The sequence below is a fragment of the Arenibacter amylolyticus genome (assembly GCF_002150785.1).
In the GTDB taxonomy this organism is placed as follows: Bacteria; Bacteroidota; Bacteroidia; order Flavobacteriales; family Flavobacteriaceae; genus Arenibacter; species Arenibacter amylolyticus.
In genome coordinates, this window is record NZ_MTAZ01000004.1 from 89679 (window position 1) to 108745 (window position 19067).

12 protein-coding genes and 1 pseudogene are annotated in these 19067 nt (G+C 42.6%); 10 read left to right on the forward strand and 3 right to left on the reverse strand.

From position 1 onward, the window contains the following. Positions 1-26: 26 nt before the first annotated feature. From BV214_RS01155 to BV214_RS01190, 8 genes are all read left to right on the forward strand, one after another. Positions 27-1043 carry an LLM class flavin-dependent oxidoreductase gene (locus tag BV214_RS01155; RefSeq protein ID WP_086475641.1) on the forward strand — a complete coding sequence of 339 codons (1017 nt, stop codon included), beginning with the start codon at positions 27-29 and terminating at the stop codon, positions 1041-1043. 39 nt (positions 1044-1082) lie between these two features. Further along, positions 1083-1499, forward strand: coding sequence for an HYC_CC_PP family protein (locus BV214_RS01160; protein ID WP_086475642.1), 417 nt, complete (start codon positions 1083-1085; stop codon positions 1497-1499). 268 nt (positions 1500-1767) lie between these two features. After that, positions 1768-2337: a DUF3347 domain-containing protein gene (locus BV214_RS01165; protein WP_086475643.1), complete on the forward strand. Its 570-nt coding sequence runs from the start codon at positions 1768-1770 to the stop codon at positions 2335-2337. An 86-nt stretch (positions 2338-2423) separates the two neighbouring features. Next, complete coding sequence (locus BV214_RS01170; protein WP_086476001.1) at positions 2424-2990, forward strand: helix-turn-helix domain-containing protein; 567 nt, start codon at positions 2424-2426, stop codon at positions 2988-2990. A gap of 73 nt (positions 2991-3063) precedes the next feature. Further along, the gene (locus BV214_RS01175) at positions 3064-5826 is read left to right on the forward strand and encodes a heavy metal translocating P-type ATPase (protein WP_086475644.1); all 2763 of its coding nucleotides are present in this window, start codon (positions 3064-3066) and stop codon (positions 5824-5826) included. A gap of 293 nt (positions 5827-6119) precedes the next feature. Then, positions 6120-9236 carry a SusC/RagA family TonB-linked outer membrane protein gene (locus BV214_RS01180; RefSeq protein WP_245806724.1) on the forward strand — a complete coding sequence of 1039 codons (3117 nt, stop codon included), beginning with the start codon at positions 6120-6122 and terminating at the stop codon, positions 9234-9236. Between the two features lie 19 nt (positions 9237-9255). After that, entirely contained in the window at positions 9256-10737 is a 1482-nt protein-coding gene (locus BV214_RS01185; protein ID WP_086475646.1) for a SusD/RagB family nutrient-binding outer membrane lipoprotein, read from the forward strand. Between the two features lie 300 nt (positions 10738-11037). Beyond that, the gene (locus BV214_RS01190) at positions 11038-12132 is read left to right on the forward strand and encodes an alkaline phosphatase family protein (RefSeq protein WP_086475647.1); all 1095 of its coding nucleotides are present in this window, start codon (positions 11038-11040) and stop codon (positions 12130-12132) included. 164 nt (positions 12133-12296) lie between these two features. On the opposite strand, the pseudogene BV214_RS17175 reads toward BV214_RS01190, so the two are convergent. Beyond that, positions 12297-14102: pseudogene (locus tag BV214_RS17175) on the reverse strand (hypothetical protein). 389 nt (positions 14103-14491) lie between these two features. Next, complete coding sequence (locus BV214_RS01200; protein WP_245806725.1) at positions 14492-15247, reverse strand: sulfite exporter TauE/SafE family protein; 756 nt, start codon at positions 15245-15247, stop codon at positions 14492-14494. 82 nt (positions 15248-15329) lie between these two features. Here BV214_RS01200 and BV214_RS01205 point away from each other — a divergent pair, with 82 nt between their 5' ends. Then, positions 15330-17141 (forward strand): sodium:solute symporter family protein, encoded by a 1812-nt coding sequence (locus BV214_RS01205; protein ID WP_086475648.1) that lies wholly within the window; start codon positions 15330-15332, stop codon positions 17139-17141. Positions 17142-17318: 177 nt separating this feature from the next. Here BV214_RS01205 and BV214_RS01210 read toward each other — a convergent pair whose 3' ends face one another. Further along, positions 17319-17909 carry a riboflavin synthase gene (locus tag BV214_RS01210; protein WP_086475649.1) on the reverse strand — a complete coding sequence of 197 codons (591 nt, stop codon included), beginning with the start codon at positions 17907-17909 and terminating at the stop codon, positions 17319-17321. Between the two features lie 70 nt (positions 17910-17979). Here BV214_RS01210 and pdxA point away from each other — a divergent pair, with 70 nt between their 5' ends. Then, the gene (pdxA, locus tag BV214_RS01215; RefSeq protein WP_086475650.1) at positions 17980-19026 is read left to right on the forward strand and encodes a 4-hydroxythreonine-4-phosphate dehydrogenase PdxA; all 1047 of its coding nucleotides are present in this window, start codon (positions 17980-17982) and stop codon (positions 19024-19026) included. Positions 19027-19067 lie beyond the last annotated feature (41 nt).

A 19067-nucleotide genomic window follows, 5' to 3' on the forward strand; every position in this document is an offset into this window, starting at 1 on the left:
CTTTGCAGTCTTAAATTTCGGTAGTTATGAAGCAGGACAGTAAACATAGTTTAAAAGGGATGAAGTTTTCGGTATTAGACTTGGTACCGGTGGCCCAAGGAAACACGCACCTCCAATCCATGGAAAATAGTTTGGCGCTTGCACAGCATGTAGAGCGATTGGGATATGACCGATTTTGGATTTCTGAACACCATAATATGGATACCCTGGTAAGTTCTGCCACCCCGCTTTTAATTGGGTATGTAGCACAGGGAACCAAAAGTATTAGAGTAGGTTCTGGTGGGGTGATGCTGCCCAACCACGCTCCTTTACTGGTTGCGGAGCAGTTTGGAACCTTAGAGACCCTTTATCCTGGAAGGATAGATCTTGGCTTGGGAAGGGCTCCCGGAACAGACCAGTTAACGGCCAAAGCATTGAGAAGGGACCGTCCCGAAACGGTGCACGATTTTCCCCGCGATATTGGGGAGCTGCAAACCTATTTTTCTTCGGAAAACCGCAACGCAGCCGTACGGGCCATCCCCGGAGAAGGATTGGATATTCCCCTGTACCTGTTGGGTTCTAGCACCTTTAGCGCTCAATTAGCTGGAATAAAAGGGCTGCCCTATGCCTTTGCCAGCCACTTTGCACCTACCCACCTACACGATGCGTTGCGTTTATACCATCAGAACTTTCAGCCTTCCAAGCAATGCAATACCCCTTACACCATAGCATGTGTAAATGTAATTGCAGCCGATACCGATGAGAAAGCCAAACTTTTAGAGACTAGTTTGCAACAGCTGGCCTTGGGAATTATCAGGAATACTAGAAAACCCCTAGCACCCCCAGTGGAAAGTATGGATGGACTTTGGCATCCCCTAGAAAAGGTGCAGGTAGAGAAAATGATGCACTATAGTTTTGCGGGTTCTAAGGAAACCGTGCGAAAACAGCTGGCATCGTTTGTGGAAGCTACCAGGGTAGATGAGGTTATGGTAGTGTCCCATATCTATAACCATGAAGACCGACTGCGATCTTACGAACTGCTAAGTACAATCTTTAAGGAATAGGCACGCAGGTTTTTAAAATTCCGTATTTTTGTGCGGTTCATGAAAAGTGTTTTTCAAAAAATAGCAGCATTTAGCCTAGCACTATTAGTGCTTGGTGCTACCATGTCTTTTACCGTGGGTATGCACTATTGCGGAAAGACGCTGGTAGATTATTCGTTCTTTAACAAGGTGGAAAGCTGTGGAATGGAAATGATGCAGGTTCCGGAAATTGAAAGCTGCTCCATAGTGGTAGATAACTGTTGTATGGAGGAACACCTTACCTTTGAAGGGCAAGACATTCTAAAAAGTTCATGGGACCAACTTAAATTTCAGCAACAAGTGTTTGTGGCTTCCTTTTCCTATGGTTTTTTACAGATCTACAAAGGGGAAAATACAAACACTCATCACTTTTTAGACTATTCCCCCCCCTATCTCGTACGGGACATTCCCATTTTGTATGAGACCTTCCTGCTTTGATTTTCATTACCTTATAGAAAACAGCGACTAACAGCAATAGTTGTTTAAGACCAGCTGCCAGTGTTTTTTATAGGACCCCTTTATTTGTGTAAGAATTACAAACAAGGAGCTCCATGGAGCACAGGGGATGGTTAGGGCTGCTCCCAGTTTAGATGAATATTCCCTGATGGAGTTATTGCGAAGATTGGGAGCGCAATGAACTAAGAAGCAGATTGGCGTGAAACAAGCCTATAAATTAGAATAACATTAATTATAAAATCAATTAAAAATGAATACAGTAAAACTAAAAATTGGAGTACTAGCCTTAGGATTATTAAGCATGGGAATGATGTCTTGTAAGGAGACCAAAAAGAATACCGATCAAAATGCAGCAAATGCACAGGCACAAGGAGTTGCTTCGGAACAAGAAGCGACGGGGGTGGCCTTGATCATCAACGATTATATGAAGCTTAAAGATGCCTTGGTAGGAGACAACCAAGAATTGGCTGCGAAAGCAGGGGAGACGCTGGCAGGCACTCTATCCACTATGGAGGCAAATACCTTGGCAGATTCCAAGGAGGCCGAGTTGCAGGCTATTATTGATGCGGCCAAGGAAAGTGCCAATCAGATTGCTAAGAGCGCTATTACCCAACAGCGAGAGCACTTTGAGGGACTTAGTGATAATTTGGTGAGCTTAGTAGCCATTGCCGGGACTCCAATGCCCTTGTATCAGCAATTCTGCCCAATGTATAAGGACGATAAAGGTGGTATGTGGGTAAGTACGGAAAAAGCGGTATTGAACCCATATTTTGGAAGCCAAATGTTGAAATGTGGATTTGTACAGAAGGAACTAAACTAGGCCACCACCTAGTATTTGGACAGGGACGATAGGAGTCGTATATTATCTTAGAAATAGGGTACTAGACGTCAGATATCTAGATGGGCATGAAAAAAAAGATTCTCGTAAAAAACATGGTGTGCAATAGGTGCATTACCTTTTTGGAACAGGAGTTCCAAAAGGTGGGCCTAAGGGTAGATTCCATTGTTTTGGGAGAAATTGTCTATGAAGAAAAAGAAGGAATTGGTGCCGCTGTGATAGAAGACTTGCTAAGGAGAAATGGCTTTGAACTAATAAAGGATACCGGCGAAATACTTGTCGAACAAATAAAATTAGCCTTGTTAGAAGCGGTAGATCAACTGGATGCCGGCTCCGAAGAAAACCTATCGTCCTACCTGTCCAAAAGACTTAATAGGGAGTATTCCGTATTGAGCAAATTATTCAGTAAATTAGAGGGAGTCACCATAGAACGGTATTATATCCACCTAAAAATAGAGAAGGCCAAAGAACTGATTCAGCTACAACAACTTAACTTCTCTGAAATTGCCTATGGTCTAAACTATAAGAGCAGTAGCCATTTGGCATCCCAATTTAAATCCATGACCGGGATGTCTATGAGCGATTATAAGAACTCACAGCAGTGGGGAAGGAAGCCTTTGGACCAAATAGTATAAACATCCTCCACAATTGTGATAACCATCTGGCTTTGGATGGGCTAACTTTGAGTTTTCACTTAAAACTTTTACAATGACACATACCTATACCATAGTTGGAATGACCTGTAATGGTTGCAGGAGCCACGTAGAGGAAACCTTGAAAAAGGTGGAGGGGGTTACCAATGCTTCGGTAGACCTAGCAAAGGCAGAGGCCACAATAGAAATGAAGGAGCATATTGGGATTGAGAAATTTCAAAGGGCTCTGGAGAAAGAAGGAGGCCGTTATAGTATTGCCATGCAGGGAGAGGAGCGGCTTCAGCAGCAGGAATCCCATAAAAACATCAATGGTGGCGGTACTGCCACCTATTCCATATTTGGAATGACCTGTAATGGTTGCAGGAGCCATGTAGAGGAAACCTTAAAAAAGGTGGAGGGGGTTTCCAATGCTTCGGTAGACCTGGCAAAGGCAGAGGCTACTATAGAAATGAAGGAGCCTATTGGGATTGAGAAATTTCAAAGTGCCTTGGAGAAAGACGGTGGCCGTTATAGTATTGCTATGCCAGGAGAGGAAGCACCGGACCACCTAAAAAATCCTAAAAAAGAAGTAAAGGGTACGGGAACAGGGACCTTTTACTGCCCTATGCATTGTGAGGGCGATAAGACCTACGACAAGGCAGGTGACTGCCCAGTCTGTGGAATGGATTTGGTGGAAGAAGTGAAAATGGATGCCTTTGGCGCTACCCAATATACCTGTCCCATGCATCCAGAAATAATAGCGGACGATCCCGGTGATTGCCCTATTTGTGGCATGGATCTGGTACCGGTGGAAGCAGATGTTTCTGCCGAAGAAAAGAATTACAAAAAGTTGCTCCGTAAGTTTTGGATAGCGGGAATTTTTACCCTGCCGATTTTTATCATCGCCATGTCCGAAATGATTCCCAATAATCCATTGTACAATATACTTTCCATGAATTATTGGAACTGGATACAATTTGCACTCTCTATCCCAGTGGTGTTTTATGCTACATGGATGTTTTTTGAACGGGCCTATTGTTCCATTAAAACATGGAACCTCAATATGTTTACCCTAATCGGTATTGGGGCGGGAGTAGCGTGGTTGTTCAGTTTTTTCGGCTTGTTGTTTCCCGATTTTTTCCCCGAACAATTTAAGACCCATCACGGAACGGTGCATGTATACTTTGAAGCGGCCACCGTTATCCTAACCTTGGTTTTAATGGGGCAGTTGTTGGAAGCGAGGGCACACAGTAAAACGAATAATGCGGTAAAGGAACTGCTGAAATTGGCTCCCAATAAAGCGACCAGAGTTGTTGATGGGGAGGAAGAAACCATTGCAATCCATAAGATAAAAATAGGCGATTTGCTTCGCGTTAAACCTGGAGAGAAAATACCGGTAGACGGAACCATCCGTGAAGGAAACTCGTCCGTAGACGAGTCCATGATTACCGGAGAACCCATTCCTGTGGATAAAGGGGAGGGCGATACCGTTAATTCTGGGACCATCAACGGTCAGCAATCCTTTGTGATGGAAGCCCAAAAAGTGGGATCGGATACCTTGCTGGCGCAGATAATAGAGATGGTGAACAAGGCCAGTAGGAGTCAGGCTCCCATACAAAAGCTAGCCGATAAGATTTCTGCCTACTTTGTGCCTATTGTGGTGTTGGTGGCTGTTATCACCTTTTTTGTATGGGCTATTGTAGGACCAGAACCTGCCTATGTGTTTGCTTTGGTAAATGCCATAGCAGTACTGATTATTGCTTGTCCCTGTGCGCTTGGACTCGCCACCCCAATGTCTGTAATGGTGGGGGTAGGGAAAGGCGCCCAATCTGGGGTCCTATTAAAAAATGCGGAATCGCTGGAGCGGATGGATAAGATAGACACCCTTATTATTGATAAGACAGGTACCATAACCGAGGGGAAACCCTCTGTAGAAAGTGTTAATAGTAGCTCTCCCGATTATAGCGAGGAGCAAGTACTGCAATATATCTATGCGGTGAACGCCCAGAGCGAACATCCCCTAGCAGAAGCAACGGTTAATTTTGCCAAAGAAAAGAAAGTTTCGTTGTGGTCCGTGACAGATTTTAATTCCGTAACCGGAAAAGGTGTTGCTGGAACCGTGGATGGTAAAAAAGTAGCGTTGGGGAATAAAAAGATGATGGAAGAAGCCCAGGTGAAGCTGTCTAGCCAATTGCAGGAAGCAGTTTTGGAAGAACAGAAAATGGGTAAAACCGTTCCCTTTTTAGCCGTAGATAATGTAGGTGTAGGCTATGTGGTAATCAGTGATAAGATAAAGGAAAGCAGTAAGAGCGCCATTGCGCAGCTGCAGTCGCACGGAATTGAAGTGATGATGTTGACCGGGGATAATCACGATACTGCAAAGGCGGTGGCAGAAACCTTGGGCCTTTCCAATTTTAAAGCCGAAATGCTACCACAGGATAAATTAACGGTGGTAGAGCAGTTGCAAAAAGAAGGTAAAAAAGTTGCCATGGCCGGGGATGGGATCAACGATGCCCCCGCATTGGCAAAAGCCGATGTCGGTATCGCTATGGGCACCGGAACCGATGTAGCTATAGAAAGCGCAGGGATTACCTTGGTGAAAGGAGACTTGCAAGGGATTGTAAAAGCCAGGAACCTGAGTGAAAAGGTGATGGGGAATATTAAACAAAACCTGTTCTTTGCGCTCATTTACAATACCCTTGGGGTGCCAATTGCAGCAGGAGTCCTCTATCCTGTATTTGGATTACTGCTCTCCCCTATGATTGCCGCACTGGCGATGAGTTTTAGCTCGGTATCAGTTATAGCAAATGCTCTGAGGCTGCGGGCAGCAAAAATATAACCCTAGAAAAGAGGGTGTTTTTAAGCGGACTTTGATTGATAAAATCAGAGTCCGCTTTTTTTTGTCCTAGTAGTACAAGGATGATAGGATTTCTGCCTACCCTTAGAACTAGCTTTGCGGCAAATACCCCACTCCACTCCTTAGCTAACAATAAGTTAACATAGCTTGGTTTTAATCACAATCCCTTAACATTCTACTTGAATCCGGTTAACCTGTGAAGCTCATATTTGCGGCCTATTAATAACTAATACAATCTTTAGAACAACATGATGAGGACGCAATTTATTTTAATAATGGCTTTATTGGCATTTGTAACCGGCCACTCTCAAAAACTCTTTGAGGGAACGGTTCTGGATGAGAACATGCTGCCCTTGCCAGGGGCTTCGGTAGTAATAAAAGGAAGCACCATAGGGGTGGCGGCCGATTTTGATGGGGTTTTTCAAATCGAATTGCCTACAGGTGACGAAACCTTGGTAGTATCGTACATAGGATATATTGCCCAAGAAATTGAAACGGGGGGTAAGGATAGGATGGACATTCAGCTACTACCAGATTCCCAAATATTGGATGAGGTAGTGGTTACCGCTTTGGGAATTAGTCGTGCAGAGAAAAAAATTGGCTATGCCACCCAAACCATCGATACCGAAATAATAGAGGAGGTAAATGCACCCAACGTGGGGAGTTTATTCTCGGGGCAGGTAGCCGGACTCTCGGTGAGTAATCCTACCGGACTTTTTCAAAAGCCATCCTTTTCCCTAAGGGGGAAAACGCCGCTGGTGGTTATCGATGGTATTGCCGTAGAAACCGATTTTTATGATGTTTCCGCCAATGATATTGCCAATATCAATGTGTTGAAAGGCACCACTGCCTCGGCATTGTATGGTTCTAGAGGTAGGAACGGGGCTATATTGATTACTACAAAAAATGCAAAAACCGATGGGTTGGAGGTCACCGTGTCCCATAATACCATGGTTTCAGCCGGATTTACCGTATTTCCCGAAACCCAAAACCAATACGGGAACGGTTCCAATGGGAAGTATGAGTTTTGGGACGGTAAGGATGGGGGGGTGTCCGATGGCGATATGATCTGGGGCCCTAAATTTGAACCCGGCGTATTGGTATCCCAATGGAACAGCCCAATCTATGATAAGGTAACCAATGAAACCATTCCGTGGTGGGGCGATGTTTCTGGTACCCAGTACGACGATAAGTCCAGATACTCCCGTGTACCTACCCCTTGGAAATATCACAACAACTTAAAAGATTTCTTGGAGCCGGGCTATATCGCCTCCACAGAGTTTGCCATCGCCAACAAATCGGAAAAAGGAGCCTTTAGATTGGCAGGGAATTTTTCTAGCCAAAAAGATAGGGTGCCCAACGCTAGCCTAAAAACTGGGGGCTTAAGCTTTAAGGCCACCACCAATTTATCCGAAGCACTTACGCTAGACAGTAAGTTGTCTTATAATAAAGTATACTCCCCTAACTATCCCAGACATGGCTATGGGCCCAAAAACCATATGTATACCATTCTAATTTGGATGGGGGACGATGTAAATGGAAAAGAATTGGACCAGCACCGTTACGTTCCTGGACAGGAAGGCTACCGGCAGGCAAATTATAATTACGCCTGGTATAACAATGTGTACTTTGCTGCCCATGAACTCAACCAGAAATACGATGCCGATCTTATAAACGCACAGCTGGCGCTGAACTATGATATTACTAATGAACTAAAAGTACAGGCAAGGGGATCTGCCGTGATACAGGATATTTTTGAGGACCGGCAAAGCCCCAAGAGCTATTTAAATTATGGCGATGCTAGGGATGGGGACTACAAGACGTGGAACCGAAACAGGCTAACGGTAGATTATGATATCCTTGCTACCTATAACAAAGATATATCCGAAGATTTTTCCTTTGATATCAATGCTGGGGCCTCCTCCTTTTATAGGAAATACCAGGAAGAGTACAATTCTACGGATGGTTTGGTGGTTCCTTTTGTTTATAGTTTAAACAATACCAAGGGATCGGTAGCGGCAAAAACCTATCTAGAGGAAAAAGCTACCAATAGCGTGTATGCAACCTTAGGAATGGATCTTTATAATGCCGTCTTCCTAAATATAGCGGCTCGGAACGATTGGTCTTCTAGCTTGCCAAAGGAAAATAGATCCTATTTTTACCCTTCGGCCTCCCTTAGTACAGTGGTATCCAATTATGTGAACCTTCCCTTAGGGATAGATTATCTAAAAGCGTTTGGCTCATGGGCGAAGGTTTCCAGTGACCTAGGGCCCTATAGTACTGCTTCCTACTATACCAATAATGGGGTGTTTGGAGGGAATGTTAAATTGGAATACCCCAATGGTTTGGTCAATCCCAATATTCAACCAGAAAGTTCTACCTCCTATGAATTGGGGTTGAGTTCGGCCTTTCTACAAAACCAATTGCGATTAGACCTTACCTATTACCATGTGGTAGATACCAACCAGATTATAGATTTGCCAATATCTAACACCTCTGGTTTTGAAAACCGAAAGGTGAACGGCAACGAATATACTACCAAGGGACTAGAGGTTGTTTTGGGGGCTACACCTTTTCGCACCGATACCTTTAGGTGGGATGCTACAGCTAACTGGAGTAGAAAGGTACAGCGGATTACGGACATTTATGGGGAGAACTCTACCTATAAGGACCTAAGGTTAAATGATCGTGCCGATAGTTATTATGCCACCGTTTGGCAGAAAACAGCTGATGGGGATTTAATTCTAAATGATCAGGGAATGCCCATTCGCGATAATTTTAAACAGCGATTAGGCCATTCCGATCCCAGTTGGACCCTTGGGCTTCAAAATACCTTTAAGTACAAAAACCTTTCTGTAAACATCGGTATTGATGGGGTTTGGGGCGGATTGATGCGTTCCGTAACGGTAGAGAAAATGTGGTGGGGCGGGAAGCATCCCAACTCAACGGAATTCCGGGATGCGGAATATGCCGCTGGGAAACCGGTGTACGTGCCCAATGGGGTTACCGTGACGGGAGGAGAATTGGTGCAGGATGTGGATGGTAGTGTTATTTCCGATACTAGGACGTATCAGAAAAACACCACTGCGGTAAGTTGGCAGACCTGGTCCCAAAATTATCCTTACCGGGCAGCAGTGAGCTATAAGGAAAACAAAAAGTTTGCGAATGTTTTTGATCGCAGCTTCTTTAAACTGCGTACCCTATCCTTTAAATATGACTTTACCGATTTGGCCAATATAAAAGGGGTAAAGCAGCTAGAGACTACCTTGAGCGGATATAATCTTTTCGTTTGGAAAAAAGCGGATATTATTGATCCCGACTTTGGAAACGACAACAACCTGCAAGACCCGTCTACCAGATATATCGGCATGGGGGTTAAGGTGAAATTCTAATAATGCTAATAAAAAGAACATGAATAAAATACCATTTTTAAGTTTTCTGATGCTGATGATCACCCTAACGGGCTGTACCGATCTTTCCGACATCAACGTAAATCCAAATAACGTAAGTGAGACCCACCCACAATTGTTGTTGACCAATATTGCGAGCAATGCATTTACGGTCAATGGTACATCGGCCTTATACGCCTCCAGAATGCTGGTGCAAACCGATGGGGAAAGCAACCTTCAATATTATAACTGGAGTCGCGCAGAGTTTGGGGATTACAATATGCTAGGGGAGGTAAGCAAGATGATGCAGGAGGCAGAACGTATAAAGAGTCCGGCCTATATAGCGCTATCTAAATTCTTTAGGGCCTATTATTTTTATAATCTTACGCTTCGCTTTGGGGATATCCCGTATAGCGAAGCCCTACAAGGGGAGACAGAGGGTAACTATGCCCCTAAATACGATGCTCAAAAAGAGGTGTTTATCGGGATATTAAAGGAATTGGAGGAAGCCAACTTACTCTTAAATAATAATACCGAGTTAATAGCTGGAGATATAATTTATAGCGGTAATTCGCTTAAGTGGCAACGCTTAATCAATTCTTTTAGGCTAAAAGTCCTTATTACCCTCTCTAAAAAGGAACATGATGCTCAATTGGGGGTTAAAGAAGCCTTTGCCAGTATTGTTGCCAATGAACCACTTATGGAGTCTAATGGAGATAACGGTCAGTTAGTGTATTTGGATGAGGAAGGAAGTAGGTATAGAGAGTTTAACTCCAGTAGCTACGGATCTGGGATGTATATGGATGCGACTTTTATAGACCGATTAAAGGAAAGACGAGACCCTAGATTGTTTATTTTCAGTGGAATTACTAAAAATGCCAAGGAAGCGGGACTGGCAATAGACGATTTTAATGCCTATGCCGGAGGCGATCCCCTGGCTCCCTATGCCGAGGTAAATGATAAGGCTGCGGCAGGCGATGTTTCCAAGGTAAATTTGAGATATTCCACAGACCCCACTACCGAACCACATAATTTGATGGGCTATTGGGAGCTAGAATTTATTCTGGCCGAAGCCGCGCTTAGAGGGTGGATAGGCAGCAGTGCCAAAACGCATTATGAAAATGCCGTAAAAGCTTCTTTTAGCTTTTATAATGAGTATGCCAAAAACTTGGAAGCGTATGTAACGGCATCGGATGCCGAGACCTACCTAAACGGTCCCTTGGTGGCTTTTGAAGAAGGGATGTCTATGGATAATAAACTGGAATTGATATTGACCCAAAAATACTTCACCACCTTTTTGCAGTCGGGCTGGAGCATGTATTTTGACCATCTAAGAACGGGATATCCCAATTTTGCACATTCCCCAGGAGTTACTCCTCCCACTAGGTGGATGTACCCTCAATCTGAATACAACAATAATACCCAACATGTTTCCCAAGCAATTGAAGCACAGTTTGGGGCAGGAAACGATAAGATAAGGGAAATTAGCTGGTGGCTGCAGTAATATTTTGGACTTGAATATGGGCTTCATATAATGGAATGTTTATTTTAGAGGTTGGGCATAGCTGCCAAGTAGTGGGGCACCCCTAGAGGGCCAGGGAGGCTTTGGATATATAAGGACCATACTATAGGGGAACGCAGTGTTTAGTTATGTTGTTATCCTTCCTTAGTAAGTATAGGGATTGCTGCCAAACCTTCTTGTTAAACCGTGGGTGTAGTCATAAACATCACCATTGAAACCAATATTTAGATTGGAGCAGTTGTTCCAATAATATAAATTTTAACACTATAAATAATTAATCAGATGAAAAGAAGCGTAGTAACTGTGATGATGGTTCTCCTAGCGGGAATATTCTCTAAAGGCATGGCACAAACCGACCAGCAACCCAATGTAATTCTTATAACCTTGGACGGACTCCGTTGGCAGGAGCTTTTTTCCGGAGCAGATCCCTTGTTGGTAACCAACAAAAATTATGTAGGGGATACTACTGGTTTAAAGGCCAGATTTTGGAGAGATACCCCAGAGGAGAGAAGAACTATTTTGATGCCTTTTTTCTGGAATAAAGTGAAAGAAATGGGACAGTTGCACGGAAATAGAAGCCTTGGGAATAAGGTAAACCTCACCAATGAAATGTGGTTTTCCTATCCTGGGTATAACGAGATCTTAACCGGGGAAGCAGACGACAAAAGGATTACCAGCAACAGAAAAGAGAACAACCCTAATAAGACCATCTTGGAAAGAGTGAATAACTTGCCTGCCTATAAGGGAAAAGTTGCGGCCTTTGGTAGCTGGGACGTCTTTCCCTTTATCATAAACAAAACCCGTTCTGGAGTGCCCGTGAACGCAGGTTTTGATATTGTAGAGGGCAATGACCTTACGGAAAGGGAAGTCTTTCTTAACCAATTACAGTCAGAAATACCTAGTCCATGGGGCTCGGTTCGTTTAGACGCTTTTACCAATCACTATGCTATGGAGTATATGAAGAGGAAAAAACCAAAATTGGTATTCATATCCTATGGGGAAACCGATGATTTTGCGCACGACGGCGAATACGATGCCTATTTAAAATCGGCTTTAAATACAGACGGATTAATAGAAAAATTATGGAATTTTACCCAGCAAGATCCCTTCTATAAAAACAATACTACCTTTATTATCACCACCGATCATGGGCGGGGTACACAACCTTTGGACACCTGGAAAGGTCATGGCTCTAGTACAGAAGGCTCCGATGAGGTATGGATAGTTGCCTTTGGTAAAGGCGTATCTGCCAAGGGAGAAGTTACAGAAGAAAAACAGCTTTATACCAATCAGGTGGCGCCCACGGTAATAAAATACCTAGGGGTTACCCTAGAAGGACCTGGTTTTAAAGGAAAAACATTGAAATTGGATAAATAATAATAGCTACTGACCATAATTGGTCCATTTTTAAAACTTAGTATCCTTGGAGTAGTTAATTCGGATACTATGTTGATCTAAATAAAAACTTCATCTCGAATCATCGGGATGAAGTTTTTTGTTAGTAACCACTATAAACATTGAGATTTCTAGGAAGTAGCGATTTAGATTGCCGATTGGGAATGTGATTGCACCTCAATTTCTAAATTGCTAAGAGTCTTGGTTGTACAAGCTAATTCTGCGAGTATCGCTATTCTAGCGCTTGAGAAGGTTTTCTCTAAATTAGAAAACAAGTCTTGATAATAGGCGATTCCGGAATTTAGATTTTTTATAAAGGTCAATAAATACTTTTCTTGTTTTTTATTCATGGAAAATCTGCTTTCTTCAATTTTGCTTTTTAGATAGTCCATATAGATTCCCAGTTCTTTTATAAACATATTGGGCCTGTCGGTTCTAGCTATAATATTGGTCCGACCATAGATATGATCGGTCATTTCCTGAAGTGAAACAATTTTAGAATAATAAGCCATATTTGGTCCTGGACAAACAGACACCCCCGGCCCCTCTGTTTTGGTATCCAAATCGTAGGCTAAAAGAGCAGATGTTCCCAAGCCCACACAGGTGCAAGATTTCTCGGTGATTTTATTGAATTTATAATCGTACTCGGCCTTGGAAATATCCTGGGTCTCCAATTCCTTGATTTTTATATGTTGATATTGCCTAGAAGCGGTACACAATCCTTTTTCCGTGTATTCCTTATTAAGGGCAACAAATTTCTTGGGACAAGAACTGCCAGGTCGCTTCTTATCAATTAATTGTTGTTTTTCCAGGTCTTTTGTGCTGCCTCTAAGGTTATGGAATGGAACCCCTAGAGGAGAAACGTCACTTAGATAAAGGTCTTTTTCCTTGGCAGCCACTAATTGATTCATCGTTGCTTTATCTACAGTAGTAGCTTCCGGAACCAATAGAAAAGGAGTTCCCCACCCTACGGAATCTACCTGGTAGTGGTTTAGTAAAAACTGATGTTCTTCAAAAGTACCCACACCTCCCTGAGCAGTAATTCTTAGGGGTAATTTTTGTGGAGCTTCCTTTCCCTTAGCCTCCAAGGCCGATGTTAACAAGGTGTAAATCTCTTCTTGCAGGGCCTGGCGGTTGTTCTTAAACTCAGCTAATATGGGGCCCATTAAATATCCGTCGGTAGCAAATGCATGACCCCCGCAATTTAAACCCGATTCAATTCTATATTCGGATACCCAAAGTCCCTTTTATGCCAAAAATTTTCCCTGTATCAATGCGGATCGATAATCGCTAACCTTAAGTACAATTTTCTTCTTTATAAAGCCATTACTATCTGGGTAGAAATCTTCAAAATTTTCCAGATAACTATACAATCTTGGGTTCATACCGGCAGAAAGAATAAGGGAAGAACATAGTTTACTGTTGGCGTATCCCCGAAGTGCAGCATGTGCATCATTAAATTCGGTAGGCAGTTTCACATCCTTTGTAAAATTATCCTTGTCTACCTTGGTCATGATATTAACATCCACACTCCCCATGGTTAAGTGCTCTTTTAACCATTTATTTACCGCACCTTTTTTAATTTCGTGGGAGGAAAATTTTTCCAACTCCTGTTTTAGGGTAGTGGCATCTGGAAGTAAGTTTAGGTAGGCACTTAGCTCTTTACGGGTATTGAAGGTGGAATTCTTAAGGGCTTCAAATTTTTTGTTCGCGGCATCATGGATGAGGTTCAGGTAACTGGTAATTCGTTTGGCCCTAAAATCTTCCAGCTTGTCTGAAATTTCTTGGTAGGGAACTTCAAATTTTTCGCAGTACATTTTACGAAGTTTTTCTAAAAGGATATCGTCTACCAGTGAAATAACGGAGTCTATCCCAAGGTGCGATACCTTTAAAGGAGTGTCTATGGTAAACCCTATTCCCATTACGGGTATGTGAAAATTGTGATGTGTCATAAAATTAATTTAAATATTTGATGCGGAGGAAGTAGGTGTTATTTAAAAGCGTTTTTAATAGTAGGGCGATGGTTTTCAGTGAGTTATAGTTAGCGTCCCCCTGTGTGTTAATCGTCAAAATTCACGATAAATCCAATGCTATTTCATGATTTTTATCATAGAATGAACATACTGATTAATTAAATTTCCCCTTATGGAATAGGTGAAAAGAGAGGGGTTTAAAAGTTTATGGGGTTAGTGTTTTAATAATGATAGGTTGAAGTTATGATAACCTATCGCTGGGGGATTAAGGGGATATTTGTAGGGAGTTGTTAAGGAAGTAGTTAGAGTTTGTTTTAATTGGAGGCTGGTGCATTGCACCAGCTTTTTTTTATCAACCCTATACTTTTTTATCTAAAAAGAATAAGGAAGGCCCCTATGGCAGTTAAAATCAGGATCATCCTTCTGTAAAACTGATCTTTTATAATCTTTACCAATCGCACCCCTACAAAAAGACCTAGAATAATTGCTGGAACTAATTTTAGGTTTATTAGCAGTGTTTCTGGGGTAATGGTCTTCCAGATAAATATGTGAAAGGGAAGTTTAAAGATGTTTACAATGAAAAACAGCCAGGCTGCAGTTCCGATGAATTCATTCTTAGGGAGCCTCATGGCCAAAAAATAGATGTTGGAAAATGCCCCCGCCAAATTTCCGATCATAGTGGTTATTCCTGCTAGGGTGCCTATAAAGCCTGCAAAAGCCCAATGGGTAGGGACATTTTTAGATTTTTTGCGGTCCCACCAATACATCATAGCTACGGTGAATAAGATAATAGCAGACATCCCAATTTTAAAAGTAGCTTCTGGTAGCTCTTTTCCAATGGCGGTTCCAATAAAAATCCCCAAGATCATCCATGGCAAAAAGGCTAGGATGTATTTCCATTTAGCATGTCTGTTATAGTAGATTACGGCGATGGTATCTCCTACCACTAGCAAAGGGACAAGCACTCCGGTAGAATCCTTTGCGCCAAAAGCCAAGGCCATAAGGGTAACAATGATGATGGATATACCTTTAATTCCCGCTTTGGAGATTCCTAAAACAAAAATAGCTGTAAAAGCAAGTATCCAGGTAGTAGCGGTAGTATCCATTGCGATTGTGAGATTCATTTGCAACATTTGGCGATCGTTCGGCAAAAGTATCCTAAAAAAAATTATCTTTATCGCTTTTTCAACAACCAAAGCAAAATTGATGGAATTAAGTACGCTTGATTATAGTTTTATAATCGTTTTCTTCTCAATCGTTTTATTTATAGGGGTCTATGTATCTAAAAAATCAGGATCTAGCTCCTCAGAATATTTTCTTTCTGGCAGGACCATGCCTTGGTGGTTATTGGGACTTTCCATGGTAGCCACTACCTTTTCTACCGATACGCCCAACTTGGTAACGGATATTGTTCGTACCAACGGTGTTTCTGGAAACTGGGTATGGTGGGCCTTTTTATTGACTGGATTGCTTACCGTATTTGTCTATGCCAAGCTTTGGCGGAAATCTAATGTAAGCACGGATTTGGAATTCTATGAGCTTAGGTATGGGGGAAAACCTGCCGAGTTTCTAAGAAAGTTCAGGGCCGTTTATCTAGGGGTGATCTTTAATGTGATTACTATGTCTGCCGTTACTTTGGCAGCGATAAAAATTGGAGGTATTATGTTGGGACTGGAGCCATGGGTAACCGTGGTAAGTGCTGGTCTTATTACAGTAACCTTTAGTGCCTTGGGTGGATTTAAAGGGGTGGTTTATACCGATTTCCTTTTGTTCTTCGTAGCTATGGGAGGTGCTATTGGAGCAGCCTATTACCTAGTGAACATTCCAGAAGTAGGGGGTTTAGAAGCACTTTTGGCCAATGAACATGTGTCGGACAAGCTTTCTATATTACCCGATTTTAGTAATACCAATGCCGTCATTACCCTACTTATTATACCATTGGCAGTACAGTGGTGGAGTTCGTGGTATCCTGGAGCAGAGCCAGGTGGTGGTGGGTATATCGCTCAGCGTATGCTGGCCGCTAAAAACGAGAACCATGCCATTGGTGCTACCTTCTTTTTTAACATTATGCATTATGCCCTAAGACCATGGCCGTGGATTTTGGTGGCATTGGCTTCTTTGGCAGTATATCCGGACGTAGCCAGTATACACGAGGCATTCCCTAACGTGGCTGCAGATAAGTTGGGACACGATTTGGCTTATTCTGCGATGCTGACCAAATTGCCTAGTGGACTATTAGGCCTGGTATTGGCTTCCTTGATAGCCGCGTATATGAGTACCATCTCTACACAGCTAAACTGGGGGTCTTCCTATATAGTATATGACTTTTACAAGCAGCAGATTAATCCAGAAGCATCGGAAAAAAGACTGGTTGCCGTTGGTAGAATCTCTACCGTGATATTAATGGTTTGTAGTGCCGTACTGGCCTTGTTGCTTCAAAATGCGCTACAGTTATTTGAGGTGTTGTTGGTATTTGGTGCAGGTACAGGATTAATCTTTATTCTAAGATGGTTCTGGTGGAGAATTAATGCGTGGAGTGAGATTACGGCCATGTTTGCCTCCGGGATCATTTCTATTGTATTAAAGCTTACGGCAGTGGGTCCTTTCTTGTTTGCCGCAGAATCTGGTGTTTTCCCGCAATGGGCAGAATACCCCTTTGTAGTGTTAACTACTACCATTATCTGGTTGGCGGCTACGTTTATGACCCAGCCCGAATCTAAGCAGGTGCTACAATCTTTTTATAAAAAAATACAGCCAGGAGGCCCGGGATGGTCCAAGGTGGTTAACGAAGCCGAGGCTGAAAATACGGACATAGTAAACTCCAAGGAAAAATGGAGTGTACCCTCTGGAATTAGTGCCATGCTATTGGGCTGTGTCCTCATATACTCTTGTATGTTTGCAACTGGTTATTGGATCTATGGCAAAACAACTCAGGCAATAATCTTAACAGGGGTAGCCATTGTTTCCGGACTATTGCTGGCAAGGGCTTGGAACAAGATGAAGGATCATATCCTATAAATATCAATCCAAAAGGATGTAGAAAATTAAAAAGAGCACCCATAGCGGTGCTCTTTTTAATTATGGTAACTGTTTATGAAAGTTTGGTATTACTGATATAAGGTATTGGTTGGTAGAGCGTCACGGTCGCTAAGAAAGAGGTGTGGAGAACTGGGCTAGACCTCCAAAGACATTAATTTAATCTCTAAGCTCCAATAGTCTGGATACGTATTTACCAATTACATCAAACTCCAAATTCACTACTGTTCCAACCTGGTAAGTGTTAAATACCGTATGCTCATAGGTATAGGGAATGATAGCTACGCTAAAGCTATCCTTTTTAGATCCTACTACCGTTAAGCTAGTGCCATCTATGGTAATGGAACCCTTTTCAATGGTTACATTGTTTAGGTCGGCATCGTAGCTAAAGGTAAATATCCAACTTCCGTCCTGCTCCTCAATATGAGTGCAGGTCCCGGTCTGATCTACGTGGCCCTGTACAATATGTCCGTCTAATCTTGCCCCCAAAACCATGGCGCGTTCCAGGTTTACGATATTCCCCGGTGTAAGGTTGCCCAGATTGGTTTTTTGTAAGGTTTCGTCTATGGCGGTAACCGTATAACGATCCTCCTCTATGCCTACCACGGTAAGGCAAACCCCATTGTGAGAAACGCTCTGATCTATCTTAAGTTCCTGGGTAATGGTAGATTTTATAGTGATGTGGAAATTGCTGCCATCCCGCACTGTATTTGTGACTTCTCCCAAAGTTTCAATAATTCCAGTAAACATGTGTCGTTTTAATTAATTAGTTTTGTGGGGTAAAATTAACGGTTTATTTTATATTAAACGACAATACAGTATGCAGGAAAGAGGGAAAATAAGATTGGGTATTTCCATTGGAGATCTAAATGGTATTGGGTGCGAGGTAGTACTTAAAACATTTGAGGATGTCCGAATGCTCGATTTTTGTACCCCGGTGATTTTTGCATCCAACAGAGCTATTGCCCATCAGAAATCTGCCTTGGGGATAGATATTAATTACAATGGCGTAAAAGAGCCCGCCAATGCTTTGGATGGGAAGGTGAATGTGGTTAATGTTTGGAAGGATACCCATAAGGTAGCGTTTGGCACCCCAACACCAGAGAGCGGGAAGTTTGCGATAGAATCCCTTAGGGCCGCCGTGGCAGCACTGAAGAACAATGAGATAGATGTCTTGGTAACGGCGCCTATCAACAAGAACAATATACAGGCCGAGGATTTTAATTTTCCTGGACATACAGACTTCCTAGCCCAAGAACTGGAAGGGGAAAGTCTAATGTTTATGGTGTCTGGCGATTTAAGGGTGGGGTTGTTAACAGATCACGTTGCTGTAAAGGATGTGGCAGCGACCATTACCCCGAAACTGATAAAGAGTAAGTTGGCTACAATTGAAAAATCCCTAAAGATGGATTTTGGTATACGAAAGCCAAAAATTGCCATGTTGGGAATTAATCCTCATAGCGGAGATAATGGCGTAATAGGGAAAGAAGACGATGAGGTATTGAAGCCAGTCATCAAAGAAATGACCGAAAAAGGGCATTTGGTTTTTGGGCCCTATGCCGCGGACAGCTTTTTTGGCTCGGACAACTACAAGCAGTTTGATGCTATTTTGGCCGCCTATCACGATCAAGGCCTTATTCCTTTTAAAACCTTGTCCTTTGGGAAAGGGGTTAATTATACCGCAGGCCTAAATAAAGTGAGAACTTCACCAGATCATGGAACGGCCTATGAAATAGCTGGGAAGGGAGTAGCCGATCATAGCTCTTTTAAGGAAGCAGTGTTTACAGGGATCAATATATATAGGAACCGACTGGAATTTAAGGAGTTAACCAGCGATGTTCTAAGGAAACAAAAAATTAAAAGATAGACGGTATCCATAGATTAAAAGAGGGTTATAGCGCTTGAGAC